This is a genomic window from Brevibacillus nigriterrae (assembly GCF_049846925.1).
Taxonomy (GTDB): domain Bacteria; phylum Bacillota; class Bacilli; order Brevibacillales; family Brevibacillaceae; genus Brevibacillus_H.
In genome coordinates, this window is the sequence record NZ_JBNCMT010000014.1 from 1 (window position 1) to 13,685 (window position 13,685).

Annotated in this window: 13 protein-coding genes; 11 read left to right on the plus strand and 2 right to left on the minus strand. The window is 45.8% G+C overall.

The annotated features are described in order from the left end of the window. Positions 1 to 239 precede the first annotated feature (239 nt). From purC to purD, 10 genes are all read left to right on the plus strand, one after another. Positions 240 to 959 (plus strand): phosphoribosylaminoimidazolesuccinocarboxamide synthase, encoded by a 720-nt coding sequence (gene purC / locus ACPW7N_RS12015; protein WP_425651328.1) that lies wholly within the window; start codon positions 240 to 242, stop codon positions 957 to 959. Continuing rightward, on the plus strand, positions 952 to 1,200 hold the full coding sequence (gene purS / locus ACPW7N_RS12020; RefSeq protein WP_425651329.1) for a phosphoribosylformylglycinamidine synthase subunit PurS: 249 nt from the start codon (positions 952 to 954) through the stop codon (positions 1,198 to 1,200). The genes purC and purS overlap by 8 nt, the downstream gene beginning before the upstream one ends. 3 nt (positions 1,201 to 1,203) lie before the next feature. Next, positions 1,204 to 1,896, plus strand: coding sequence for a phosphoribosylformylglycinamidine synthase subunit PurQ (gene purQ, locus ACPW7N_RS12025; protein ID WP_425651330.1), 693 nt, complete (start codon positions 1,204 to 1,206; stop codon positions 1,894 to 1,896). Then, on the plus strand, positions 1,877 to 4,117 hold the full coding sequence (gene purL / locus ACPW7N_RS12030) for a phosphoribosylformylglycinamidine synthase subunit PurL (protein WP_425651331.1): 2,241 nt from the start codon (positions 1,877 to 1,879) through the stop codon (positions 4,115 to 4,117). Before purQ ends, purL begins: the two co-directional genes overlap by 20 nt. Then, the gene (gene purF / locus ACPW7N_RS12035; protein WP_425651332.1) at positions 4,102 to 5,520 is read left to right on the plus strand and encodes an amidophosphoribosyltransferase; all 1,419 of its coding nucleotides are present in this window, start codon (positions 4,102 to 4,104) and stop codon (positions 5,518 to 5,520) included. The genes purL and purF overlap by 16 nt, the downstream gene beginning before the upstream one ends. Positions 5,521 to 5,532: 12 nt before the next feature. Continuing rightward, a complete protein-coding gene (gene purM, locus ACPW7N_RS12040; protein ID WP_425651333.1) occupies positions 5,533 to 6,573 on the plus strand; it encodes a phosphoribosylformylglycinamidine cyclo-ligase in 1,041 nt (346 codons plus the stop codon). After that, positions 6,573 to 7,178 (plus strand): phosphoribosylglycinamide formyltransferase, encoded by a 606-nt coding sequence (gene purN, locus ACPW7N_RS12045; RefSeq protein ID WP_425651334.1) that lies wholly within the window; start codon positions 6,573 to 6,575, stop codon positions 7,176 to 7,178. The genes purM and purN overlap by 1 nt, the downstream gene beginning before the upstream one ends. Before the next feature lie 250 nt (positions 7,179 to 7,428). Continuing rightward, the gene (locus tag ACPW7N_RS12050; protein ID WP_425651335.1) at positions 7,429 to 7,839 is read left to right on the plus strand and encodes a hypothetical protein; all 411 of its coding nucleotides are present in this window, start codon (positions 7,429 to 7,431) and stop codon (positions 7,837 to 7,839) included. 164 nt (positions 7,840 to 8,003) lie between these two features. Next, entirely contained in the window at positions 8,004 to 9,551 is a 1,548-nt protein-coding gene (gene purH, locus ACPW7N_RS12055; RefSeq protein ID WP_425651336.1) for a bifunctional phosphoribosylaminoimidazolecarboxamide formyltransferase/IMP cyclohydrolase, read from the plus strand. A 14-nt stretch (positions 9,552 to 9,565) separates the two neighbouring features. Next, on the plus strand, positions 9,566 to 10,834 hold the full coding sequence (purD, locus tag ACPW7N_RS12060; protein ID WP_425651337.1) for a phosphoribosylamine--glycine ligase: 1,269 nt from the start codon (positions 9,566 to 9,568) through the stop codon (positions 10,832 to 10,834). Between the two features lie 57 nt (positions 10,835 to 10,891). On the opposite strand, the gene ACPW7N_RS12065 is transcribed toward purD, so the two are convergent. Next, positions 10,892 to 11,029: an EYxxD motif small membrane protein gene (locus ACPW7N_RS12065; RefSeq protein WP_425651338.1), complete on the minus strand. Its 138-nt coding sequence runs from the start codon at positions 11,027 to 11,029 to the stop codon at positions 10,892 to 10,894. Positions 11,030 to 11,041: 12 nt separating this feature from the next. Beyond that, complete coding sequence (locus tag ACPW7N_RS12070) at positions 11,042 to 11,593, minus strand: YgaP family membrane protein (RefSeq protein ID WP_425651339.1); 552 nt, start codon at positions 11,591 to 11,593, stop codon at positions 11,042 to 11,044. 93 nt (positions 11,594 to 11,686) lie between these two features. Here ACPW7N_RS12070 and ACPW7N_RS12075 point away from each other — a divergent pair, with 93 nt between their 5' ends. Beyond that, entirely contained in the window at positions 11,687 to 13,453 is a 1,767-nt protein-coding gene (locus ACPW7N_RS12075; protein ID WP_425651340.1) for an adenine deaminase C-terminal domain-containing protein, read from the plus strand. The last annotated feature ends 232 nt before the right edge of the window (positions 13,454 to 13,685 follow it).

Below are 13,685 nucleotides of genomic sequence, written 5' to 3' on the forward strand. Positions count from 1 at the left end.
ACTGCAGTCTATTCAGCAAAAAAAATTTTCACAGCCATTGTATCACATCTGCAAAGAGACATTGAACATTTCCATAGTATGTATGTAATTTGAAGCACTTTAGCAAAATCCGAACATTTGTCGAGATTGGATTTAAGATAATTCGTTGAAAAATACGGATATTTATGTTTTAATCAATATGTAATGTTCGTGAAATGAACAAATTACGATTGAAAAAGATATTGAAAGGGGAATTCCTGGTGGAAAAACAGGAACTACTGTACGAAGGTAAGGCAAAACGTATTTATCGGACTTCTGAACAAAATATTTTCTGGGTCGAGTATAAAGACGATGCAACTGCGTTTAATGGCGAAAAAAAGGCCACAATAAGTGGAAAAGGCGAGTTGAACAACAAAATTACTTCTATCTTTTTCAACCTGTTGAAAGATCAGGGAGTAGATAATCATTTCATAAAAATGTTGTCTGACAATGAACAACTCGTGCGTCAGGTAGAAATTATTCCCCTTGAAGTTGTCGTGCGTAATATTGCAGCAGGCTCGTTGGCGAAACGCCTTGGATTGGAAGAAGGCGCCCCACTCGCCCGAACCGTTGTGGAATTCTACTACAAGAACGATTCGTTAGGCGATCCGCTGATTAACCATTCGCATATCAAACTGCTTGGTGTAGCAAGTAACGATGATCTTGCGCAAATTGAGAAGCTGGCTTTGCGGGTAAACGAAATCTTGAAAGCCTATTTGCTCGAGCGCAAAGTGACCTTGGTGGATTTCAAGCTTGAGTTTGGTCGCACACCAGAAGGCGAGATCCTGCTGGCAGATGAGATCTCACCGGATACATGCCGCTTCTGGGATGCAGATACGAAAGAAAAATTGGATAAAGATCGCTTCCGTCGTGATCTGGGAAATATAGAAGAAGCTTATCAAGAAATGCTACGTCGATTAGGAGGAGTATCACATGTATAAAGTTCTGGTTTATGTAACGTTGCGAGAGAGCGTATTGGACCCGCAAGGTCATGCGGTGAAGGGTGCCCTGCACAGCTTGGGATTCGATGAGGTAAGTGACGTTCGAATTGGTAAATTCCTTGAATTGAAAGTAGATACAAAGGATGAAGCTGTCGTAAATGAAAGAGTTAGTGAAATGTGTGAGAAACTCTTGGCGAATACGGTGATAGAAAACTATCGCTTTGAAATTGTGGAGGCCTAAGGTATGCGAGTAGCCGTTATTGTTTTTCCTGGCTCTAATGCTGATGTCGACATGTTCAATGCAGTAGAAGATATTATGGGTGCTCCAGTAGATTATGTGTGGCATTCAACGACAGATTTATCTGCTTACGACATTATTCTCTTGCCTGGTGGTTTTTCATACGGAGACTATCTCCGCTGTGGTGCCGTTGCCAGATTCTCGCCTGTCATGGAACAAGTGGTCAAAGCTGCTGCTGAAGGCAAATTGGTAATGGGAGTTTGCAACGGATTCCAGATTCTCGTAGAAGCAGGTCTTCTGCCGGGAGCGTTGCTGCGTAATACTTCGTTGAAATATATTTGCAAAATGGTTAACTTGCGGGTGGAGAATAACCAAACTGCGTTTACTAGTGATTACGGTAAAGAAGAAGTCATTGAAATTCCGATCGCACACGGAGAAGGAAACTACTACTGTGATGAGGAAACGTTGGCGAAATTGAAGCAAAACGGACAAATCGTCTTTACGTACGATGGTCATAATCCGAACGGTTCCATTAGCAACATCGCTGGGATTATGAATGAACAAGGCAACGTGCTCGGCATGATGCCACACCCGGAACGCGCCGTCCATAAATGGATGAGCTCCGATGATGGCAAACGAATTTTCACTTCTATTCTTACGACTTGGAGGGAACGAAACGGTGTCACAACTCACGTGTAAGGAACCTACCCCGGCGCAAATCGCCGAACAACGTTTATATGCTGAGATTGGTCTGACTGATGATGAATACAACCTGATTGTCAAGTTAATCGGGAGACAACCGAACTGGACAGAAACTGGACTATATAGCGTAATGTGGTCAGAACACTGTTCCTATAAAAACTCCAAGCCAGTGCTTCGCCGCTTCCCTACCAAAGGACCTCGAGTTCTTCAAGGACCTGGTGAAGGCGCCGGGATTGTCGATATTGGCGATAACCAAGCGGTAGTTTTCAAAATCGAAAGCCACAATCACCCATCTGCCATTGAGCCGTACCAAGGAGCAGCAACTGGTGTAGGCGGTATCATTCGTGATGTATTCTCAATGGGTGCACGTCCGATTGCTTTGTTGAACTCCTTGCGTTTCGGAGAATTGGATACCCCGCGTGTAAAATACTTGTTTGAGCATGTTGTAGCGGGGATTGCAGGCTATGGAAACTGTATCGGGATTCCGACAGTTGGCGGTGAAGTCAACTTCGATCCTACGTATGAAGGAAATCCACTGGTCAATGCCATGTGTGTCGGCTTGATCGATCACGATAAAATTCAGAAGGGTGTAGCATCCGGTATCGGCAACCCGGTTATTTACGTCGGGGCAAGTACTGGTCGAGATGGTATTCATGGAGCTACCTTCGCTTCTGAGGAATTGAATGAAGAATCCGAGAAGAAACGCCCGGCTGTACAAGTAGGCGATCCGTTCATGGAAAAACTCCTGTTGGAAGCTTGCCTGGAGTTAATTGACAGCGGTGCTGTTGTAGGGATTCAGGATATGGGTGCTGCGGGACTAACAAGCTCCAGTGCGGAGATGGCTTCCAAAGCAGGCAACGGAATTGAAATGAACCTTGATCTGGTCCCACAACGGGAAGAGGGCATGTCTGCCTATGAGATGATGCTTTCCGAGTCTCAAGAACGGATGCTGGTAGTTGTTCAGGTTGGCCGTGAAGATGAAGTAAAAGCTCTGTTTGATAAATGGGGTCTGCATTCAGCGATTGTGGGTCGAGTAACTGATGATGGCATGCTTCGTCTGCTTCACCATGGAGAAGTGGTTGCGAACGTTCCGGTTGACACATTGGCAGAAGATGCTCCGGTTTACAATAAACCATCTCAAGTGCCTGCTTACTACGAGAAATTTGCAAATATCGATACCACTGACTTTACCGCACCATCTGATCTAACAGTAACTTTGAAGGATCTTTTGAGCCAACCAACGATTGCGAACAAGGCATATGTGTATGAGCAATACGACCACATCGTTCGTGCAGGTACAGCGGTAAAACCGGGGTCTGATGCGGCGGTTGTGCTGATTCGTGGCACTCGCAAGGCATTGGCAATGAGTACAGATTGCAATGGACGTTATGTCTATCTCGATCCAAAAGTGGGCGGAGCCATTGCCGTTGCAGAATCAGCACGCAATGTGGTCTGCTCGGGTGCTGAGCCACTTGCAATCACAGACTGCCTAAACTTTGGCAGCCCTGAGAAACCAGAGGTATTCTGGCAATTCGAAAATGCGGTTGACGGGATGAGTGCTGCTTGTACAGCTCTTCAAGCGCCAGTTATCGGTGGTAACGTTTCTTTCTATAACGAACGCACCGGTGATGCCATCTATCCAACTCCTGTAGTTGGTATGGTTGGTCTCGTCACAGATGTTGATCATATTACAACTCAATCCTTCAAACAGGCAGGCGATGTCGTGCTTGTGCTGGGTGAGACATTTGCAGAATTGGGCGGCAGTGAGTATCAGAAGCTGGTAACAGGCTCGATCTCTGGACGTCCGCCACAAATTGATCTGGAAAAAGAAGCAAAGCTTCAACAGGTCGTTTTGACAGCGATTCGCCAAGGGCTTGTGCAATCAGCTCATGACTTGTCAGAAGGCGGTCTTGCGGTTGCAGTTGCTGAGAGCTGCTTCGAGAAAAACCTGGGAGCGATTATTGAAGCGGAGACGACGCTTCGCACAGATATTTTCTTGTACAGTGAATCACAATCTCGAATCGTATTGAGTGTAAAACCTGAGCATGTGGAAAAAGTAAAAGCATTGGCAAATGAGAGTCTTGTTCCTTGCACAGAGATTGGAAAAACAGGCGGTGAACGTCTGGCGGTGAAGGTCAACGGTGAAGAAGCGATCAACGCACCTGTTTCTGATCTGAAAGCTGCCTGGAAGGATGCGATTCCATGTTTGATCGGTTAATCTGGGATAAATTGAACGAAGAATGTGGCGTATTTGGTATCTATAATCATCGGGAGGCAGCCCAATTGACGTATCTTGGGCTGCATGCCCTCCAGCATCGTGGTCAAGAGAGTGCTGGTATGTGTGCTTCTGACGGGGAAAAATGGTACAAACATCGTGGAATGGGCTTGGTCAGTGAAGCGTTCGGTAAAGGTGATTTGGAAAAATTCAGTGGTCACATTGCTATCGGTCATACCCGATATACCACTGCGGGTTCCAGTAAAATCGAGAATGCACAGCCGTTGTTTTTCCGTTATGCACAAGGCAGTATGGCGGTGGCTCATAATGGGAATCTGGTCAATGCAGCACCGATGCGCAAAGAGCTAGAGCGGCAAGGTTCGATTTTTCAGACAACCAGCGACACGGAAGTTATCGCTCACCTGATCGCTCGTGCCAAAAGTACTGATCTTCCAGGAGCGGTGCATGAAGCGCTTCAGCAAATAAAAGGCGCCTACGCACTCCTTGTCATGAATGAAAAACAACTGGTTATCGCACTTGATCCGAATGGATTGCGCCCGTTGTCACTCGGTCGTATTGGGGATGCTATTGTCGTTGCTTCTGAGACTTGTGCATTTGATATTATCGGTGCTGAATACTGGCGTGAAGTACAACCGGGAGAATTAGTTGTCGTTGACGAAACAGGAATTCGTTCCAGTTTCTTTGCAGAGAGAACAGAACGGTCTATTTGTACGTTTGAATATATTTACTTTGCTCGTCCGGATAGTGACATCGACGGAATCAACGTCCATATGGCTCGCAAACGCTTGGGTAAACGCCTTGCTATGGAAGCTCCAGTGGAAGCAGATGTCGTAACAGGTGTTCCTGATTCGAGTATCTCCGCTGCTATCGGATTTGCGGAAGCTACAGGAATTCCTTATGAATTGGGATTGATCAAGAATCGTTACGTAGGCCGTACGTTTATTCAGCCAACACAGGAAATGCGTGAACGTGGGGTATACATGAAGCTGTCTGCGGTTCGTAAAGTGGTGGAAGGCAAACGAGTGGTGATGATCGACGATTCCATCGTTCGAGGAACGACCAGTGGAAGAATCGTTCAAATGCTTCGTGATGCGGGAGCGACGGAAGTTCATGTACGAATCAGTTCCCCGCCTGTTATGAATTCGTGTTTCTATGGGATCGATACCTCCACACGGGATGAATTGATCGCTTCGACCAAATCGGTAGAAGAGATCCGTCAGTTTATCGGTGCTGACTCCCTTTCCTTTTTATCCATTGACGGTATGGTTGATGCCATTGGTCGTACCGACGCAGGAGAATTCCGTGGGCATTGTCTTGCTTGCTTTAACGGGAAGTATCCAACAGAGATCGAATTCGAGTCTGCTTTGCCGGCAGCCAAGTGTTAGGGAGGGGAAAGCATGAGTGAAGCTTATAAACAAGCCGGAGTGGATATTCAGGCTGGTAATGAAGCGGTAGAAAAAATGAAGAAACACGTCAAGCGCACATTTCGTCCAGAAGTAATGACTGATTTGGGCGGATTCGGAGCCTTGTTTAAATTGAATACCAAGAAGTATGAAAAGCCTATCCTTGTCTCCGGTACGGACGGTGTGGGCACCAAGCTGAAAATAGCCTTTGCCATGGATAAGCATGACACCATCGGAATCGATGCAGTGGCCATGTGTGTGAATGACGTGGTCGTGCAAGGGGCAGAGCCGCTCTTTTTCCTCGACTACCTGGCTTGCGACAAGGTGATTCCTGATAAAATTGAAGCGATTGTCAAAGGGATTGCAGACGGCTGTGAACAATCCGGTTGTTCTCTGATCGGTGGAGAGACCGCTGAGATGCCGGGGATGTACGCAGACGGAGAATACGATATCGCTGGCTTTACAGTTGGTGTCGTAGATGAAGACAAGATTATCGATGGGAAAAGTGTAGCTCCCGGAGATGTTTTGATCGGTATTCGTTCGAGTGGTGTACACAGTAACGGTTTCTCCCTTGTACGCAAGGTGTTACTTTCCGATCATCAGCTTTCTCTTCACCAGCACGTCGATGCCTTGGGCAAAACGTTGGGCGAAGAATTGCTCACTCCTACCAAAATTTACGTAAAACCTGTTTTAGCTTTGCTTGAAAAATTTGAGATCAAAGCAATGGCGCATATCACGGGTGGTGGGTTCACGGAGAATATACCACGTGTTCTGCCAACAGGTACGCAAGCAGAAATTGATTACGGCTCCTGGCCGATTTCTCCGATTTTCTCTCTCGTAGAAGAGTTGGGGAAAGTATCTCGTGAGGATATGTTCCGCACGTTCAACATGGGGATCGGTATGGTGCTTGTGGTGAAGAATGAAGATGCGGTTCCCGTGATACAACAGTTGGAAGCCATGGGAGAATCCGCTTATTTGATCGGCAGAATCTCTTCTGGTGATCAAGGGGTAGTATACGGCGGGGTGGCTTGGTGATGAAAATAGCGGTTTTTGCCTCCGGTAGCGGTTCGAATTTTGAAGCGATTGTGGAGGCAACCCGAGATGGAAGATTGCCAGGTGCCGAGGTTGTTCTGATGGTATGTGACAAGCCAGATGCTTATGTCATGGAACGTGCTGAACGATTGGGGATACCGACCTTTGCCTTCGTACCTAAAGAGTATCCGGATAAAGCAGCATTTGAAGCAGAGGTTGTTCGTCAACTGGAAGCAGCGCAAGTTTCCTTTATCGTGCTGGCAGGGTATATGCGTCTGATCGGTCCCGTTATGCTGGATGCGTACGGTGGCCGAATGATTAATCTGCACCCGTCCTTGTTGCCTGCCTTCATTGGCAAAGATGCAATTAGTCAAGCGATTGAGTACGGGGTAAAGGTGACTGGAGTAACGGTTCATTTTGTCGATGCTGGCCTCGATTCAGGGCCGATTATCGCTCAACTACCTGTACAGGTGGAGCCAGAAGATACAAAAGAGACTTTGGCTAAAAGGATTCACGAAGTAGAGCACCAATTATTGGTCTCCACTTTGCGTAATATCGTAGACGGTCAGGTTTCTCTCCAAGGGCGCAAAGTGCTTTGCAGGAAATAGAAATACATCGATAGCTCAGCTCCTGTGGTGACACGGGGGTGGGCTTTTTTTCTGTGAAAAACGTCTCGACGTTTTTACCGAAGTAAATGCCAGATGTTACGCTGAGGCACCTTGTCATAAAAGTGGATGTGAACGCTTGCGGTCAACAAAACGGTCATAACCGTTTTGTACAAACGTTTGAGTTATTCACGTTTACTCATAGCAAACATAAGATACGGGGAGGAGATCACTGGCGAAGGGGGTCGAGACAATGAGTGTTGATCTAATCAACAATGTATTGGATAAATTAAAGGCCAAGACTGGACGGGAATGGACATTTGGCGATTTGTTAAACCTGGCGCAGAAGTTGCCTGATTTGAACAGTGATAGCATTGACGCAGTGATTCAGGAATTAAACGATATGGGATTAGACCTTCCCGAAGATGCAAAGGAACGAGTGAAGCAAAAACTGGATGAAAATCCGAACTTTTCACTAGAGGATGTTCGGAATTTGGATATACAGGAAATAAGAAGAGTGAAAGCAAGCAGTAAAACCAGACTGGCAAAGAAAAAAACAGGGTCAGCGAGGAAACGAAGCCATGCAAAAAATTCCGGCAAAAAGGAGCTGCTTGTGCAAATTCATATGATGCAAGCTGCAACCAAAAAGCGAAAGAAAAAATAAGAGGGTACGCTTCCAGATGAGGAGGCGTCTTTTTCTTTTTGGTAGCTTATTCCGAGCATTGAAATATCCTGATAACCTTGAATAACACGTACATTTATGGTTTAATCATAATATAATGTTCGTAATTTACTTTGATACTTACTTTTGTCAGGAGGTTATTGGGCGTGGCCATTCAAAAAGCGCTAATTAGTGTTTCTGATAAGACGGGTGTGGTAGAGTTTGCTCGTCAGCTCGCAGATATGGGTATTGAGATCATTTCAACTGGAGGAACAGCAAGCCTATTAAAAGAGGCGGGTGTTCCTGTAACTGGAATTTCAGAAGTGACTGGGTTCCCGGAAATCCTTGATGGACGTGTCAAAACACTTCACCCGAACATCCATAGCGGTTTGTTGGCTGTGCGTGACGATGTGAGCCATCAACAGCAGCTTGCCGAGTTGCAAATTGAACCAATTGACCTTGTTGTCGTTAATCTTTACCCATTCAAACAAACAATTGCCAAGCCGGATGTGACATTTGCCGAAGCAATTGAGAATATTGATATTGGTGGTCCGACGATGCTTCGTTCCGCCTCCAAAAATCATGCATTTGTCACAGTAGTCGTTGACGCTGCCGATTATGAAGGTGTTCTTACTGAAATCAAGGAACAAGGTGATACCTCTCTTGAAACAAGAAAACGTCTCGCTGCAAAAGTGTTCCGTCATACTGCCGCTTATGATTCGTTAATCTCTCGTTATTTGAGTGAGCATGTTGGTGAATTGTTGCCTGAGAGTTATACTGTTACTTATGAAAAAGCACAAGATCTTCGCTATGGTGAGAACCCTCACCAACAGGCGGCATTTTATCGTGAACCACTTGCTCCACAAGGCACCATTACAACTGCCGAACAGCTCCATGGCAAAGAGCTCTCTTACAATAATATCAATGATGCCGACGCAGCACTTGCGATTGTCAGTGAGTTCACTGAACCAGCCGTTGTAGCAGTCAAACATACCAATCCATGTGGCGTGGGGATTGGCTCATCAATCAAGGAAGCCTATGAGAAAGCATATGAAGCGGATCCGGTTTCTATTTTTGGCGGGATTGTAGCAGCCAATCGTCCGATTGATAAAGATACTGCCCTTCTATTAAAAGAAGTATTCCTTGAGATTGTGATTGCTCCCGATTTTACACAAGAGGCGCTAGAGATCCTTACAGAAAAGAAAAATCTCCGTTTGCTTCGCTTGCCGCAATCAACTGCCAAGAACACCAAACAGCAGAATTTCCGCATTGCTCCAGTAGCAGGCGGCATGCTGATTCAGGATTACGATACCAAACAAGTGAATCTGGATGAACTGACAGTAGTGACTGAGCGTAAGCCATCCGAAGAAGAAATGGTACAATTGGCCTTCGCCTGGAAGGTTGTCAAGCATGTGAAATCCAATGCGATAGTTCTCGCCAAAGACAACATGACCATTGGTGTCGGTGCTGGTCAAATGAATCGTGTAGGTTCTGCGGGGATTGCCATTGAACAGGCAGGAGAAAAAGTGAAAGGTTCAGTCATGTCGTCGGACGCTTTCTTCCCGATGGCAGATACGGTTGAGGCAGCAGCCAAAGCAGGAGTAACAGCTATCATTCAACCAGGTGGTTCCATTCGAGATCAAGATTCCATCGATGCATGCAATCGTTTCGGGATTGCCATGATATTTACGGGTGTACGTCATTTCAAACACTAAGAGGAGGATTACCAATGAAAGTTCTGGTGATCGGGGGCGGAGGCAGGGAGCATGCTATCGCCTGGAAGCTGGCACAGAGTCACAAAGTAAATAAGATCTATTGTGCACCAGGAAACGGCGGAACTGCGGAATTAGGGCTAAATGTGAATATCGCTGTAGATGACTTCGCAGCATTGGCGCAGTATGTAAAGGACGAGGGAATTGACCTGACGATCGTTGGCCCGGAAGACCCGCTCTTGTTAGGAATTGTTGATTTTTTTGAGTTGCGTGGCATACCTGTATTTGGTCCAAGTTCATTGGCTGCCAAGATTGAAGGCAGCAAGAGCTTCGCTAAGAATATAATGAAGAAATATAATATACCAACAGCAGGATATGAGTCATTTATTGATTATGAATCAGCACTGGCATATGTCCGTGAGCAAGGCGCTCCTATCGTAATCAAGGCGGATGGATTAGCCGCTGGAAAAGGGGTAGTTGTCGCGCAGACATTGGAAGAAGCGGAGCAAGCATTGTACGATATTATGCAAGCGGGCAGCTTCGGGCAGGCTGGCAGTCGAGTGGTAGTCGAAGAATTCATGCGTGGCGAAGAGCTTACCCTGCTGGCATTTGTTGACGGTGAAACGGTGAAGCCGATGATCACTGCACAGGATCATAAAGCGGTTTTTGATGGCGACAAAGGACCGAACACAGGCGGAATGGGTACCTATGCACCTGTACCACATATGTCACAAGAACTGGTTGACTCTGTTGTTGAGACAATCGTGAAGCCAATGGCGAAGGCGATGGTAGCAGAAGGCATTCCGTTCAAAGGCATTCTCTACACCGGACTGATGATTACTTCGGAAGGTCCGAAAGTAGTCGAATTCAATGCCCGATTTGGTGACCCTGAGACGCAGGTTGTCTTACCTTTGCTTGAAACCGACTTGGTCGATATTTGTCTGGCTACGATTAAGGGAGAGCTTGCATCACTCGATGTAAAGTGGAGTAACAAAAGTGCTCTGTGCGTAGTTATGGCTGCGCCGGGATATCCTGGTGAGTATCCCAAAGGAGCCGTGATTCAAGGCTTGCCAGTACCGAACAAGGACAAAATCGTATTCCATGCAGGCACCAAATTGACTGTTGATGGTACAGTCACGAATGGTGGACGTGTATTGGGTGTGACAGGGATCAGCGATACGTTGGAACAGGCGCAACAAACCGCGTACGACCAAGTGAGAAGCATTTCTTTTGAAGGTGCGCATTATCGAAACGATATCGGCGACAAAGCACTTCGCAAAGTGTAGGGAAGTTCAAAAAGTCCGTCCTCCTTTTTGAACAAAACAATAAAAAGGAAGTACCGTTTACAAACGGTATCTTCCTTTTTTTCTGCCGACATTTATTATAAACAACGCCATCACTATGAGTGCACCTACAGCGAGGGCGACAACAAATAGATTGTGCGATATCCATTCATATAGTGAAGGTCCGACTAGACTCATAATGGCATTCTCCTAAGAGTAGCTTGGATAGGAATGCTCGTCCTGCTTGTAAGTCTGTTTTGTTCTTGCAGTACGGCGAATTCCTTCTCTTGATTTCAACGTTCTCGTTTGTTCTCTGTTTTGCTGGGTAGATTGACTGCTTACCACCTCATCAAGGTCAAAATCAACAGGAGGCTGAATGTTTTGATTGTCACCTGCTACAGCATGTGTGAATTCTTCAATTTGGGACTTAACAAAATTAGCGCCTACCTTTGATACTTGATCCTTGATAAAGTTTGAAGATGGATCCTTGCTTTCTGCGGTGACCTGATTTCTGGAGCTTGACTGGGCTTGCTGATTTTTGGAAGCAGACTGCCCATCTTCAGCAATCGTATTCATTCCGGCACTGTATAACATGGGACAGAATCGAGTGACCCCTTCCGCCACCTTCATCGCAGACATCGTCATGAGCAGCCATGGTGTCCGATGAGGACGTCGTGTCATTTTGCCGACGCCATAGGTGAGTCCTAGCAAACCAAGTGTAATTCTTATGGTTGCATCAACGGTTCCAACATTTTTTTGCATAGACGGTTTCCCTCCCTTTAGCTACAGTTAGTGTGTAACCTTTTTGGGAAAACAAACATGGGAATAATTTCAAGTGAAAGGGTGGAATTGATCATGCGAGTACGGTCATTATCCAGTGAATCATATACGCAATTGCTTCGAACCTCCAGAAACCTCGTACCAGCATCCATGTGGATCAAGGGAGGAACGTACCTCGATGTATATTTGAAACAGTGGAGAAAAGGAAACATTGTCATAGCAAATGAACGGATTGCCTATGTAGGTGAGCGGGAGCCTCTCGTAAACGATCAGACCAAGATTATCGATGCGAGTGGACAATACCTGGTGCCTGGCTATATTGAACCGCATGCCCACCCATTTCAATGGTACAATCCGCTTAGTTTAGGCGATTTTGCCTTGACGAGAGGAACGACCACACTCATTTCGGATACGCTGATTCTCCACAACACCTTGCCCCAGGATGCGGTCGAACGAATAATGGAAATCATGCAGAACCATCCGGTGAAGCAGTTTTTTTGGGGAAGAATCGACCCGCAAAGTCAGAAACAAGAGATGAAAAGAGAGTATAGCTTTAATCGGCTTCAGCAAATGTTGGAGCATCCGTGCGTTGTACAAGCAGGGGAGTTAACGGATTGGGGCGGAATTTTGTCAGAGCAGGAAGAACAGTTGCAAGGACTTTTGTGGGCAAGAGACCTTGGAAAACGGGTAGAAGGACATCATCCGGGAGCATCCTGGGATACCTTAAATGTCGCTTCCGCAATTGGGGTTACAGCATGTCATGAAAGTATGACGGTGGAGGAAGTGATAAATCGGCTGCGGCTAGGAATGTATGCCACCCTTCGCCATTCTTCCATACGACCGGACTTGCCACAACTGATCAAGGGGCTGATTGAGCAAAATGTTCCGTGGGGATCTCGACTAATGCTCACAACAGATGGTTCAACTCCGCCAATGTTGGGTAAAGGATTAATGGACTACTGTATTTCTCTTGCGATTGAAGCGGGAGCGCCACCAGAGGAAGCGTATGTGATGGCAACGCTAAATCCAGCTACTTACTACGGAATGGATGCGGAGATTGGCGGAATTGCTCCAGGACGGATTGCCGATATTTTACTGTTGGAATCTCCAACCATGCCAACTCCAGTCAAGGTAATTGCGAATGGGAGGGTCTGGGCAGAGCAGCAACAATTGACGGATACGACAATGAAAATCGATTGGACGAGTTACCCCTTCCCTTCACGACAAGCAGAGTGGGATGAAGATGCAAAAGCAGCTTGGTTTAGAATGCAACATCCAGGTGAGGCGATACCCGTGATGGACATGCTGAATGCTGTCATTACGAAAGTAGAGATGATGCAATTGCCGTGTCATTCGTCAGGAGAGATTTGCATTGCTGACAATCCAGAATTGGCTTTTGTCTGCCTTTTGGATGCTAGAGGCAAGCGTATTTCTCAGGCAATTATTCGTGGATTTGGCTCTGACATTCAAGCGATCGCAAGCACGTACACTGCATCTGGAGATTGGATTGTCATTGGTCGAGACCCCGAAATGATGGCGAAAGCCTTTAATCAGGTGAAGAAGATGGATGGAGGAATCGTCGTTTACGATAGAGGAGGATTGCAATTTCAACTTGAACTTCCGATTGCAGGTATGATTAGCGAGGCATCGGTGGATGAACTATCCAGAAAAGGTACTGAGTTTTGTATCATTTTACAATCAAAAGGGCATCAGCATATTGATCCGATCTATTCTTTGCTTTTTTTATCTGCAACACATTTACCGTTTGTCAGACTGACCGATGAAGGATTATATGATGTGAAACAACGAAAAATACTTGTTCCATCTATAGAAATATTCTGAATTTTTAACAAAAATTTCAACATATTAATCAATCAATGCTTTACTGTACCAACGGAATGATATACTTTTTTAAGTTCATTTGATGTTTTTTGAAAATACAAATAATGTTACGATAAAAATATTTTTTTCTCTTGTAAATTTTCGCATTTATTTTACAATAATGAAAGAGCCAAGCTACGTCTGCTGTCAGCCACGTATAGAAATGTCACTTACAGAAAGAGAAAGCTGATAT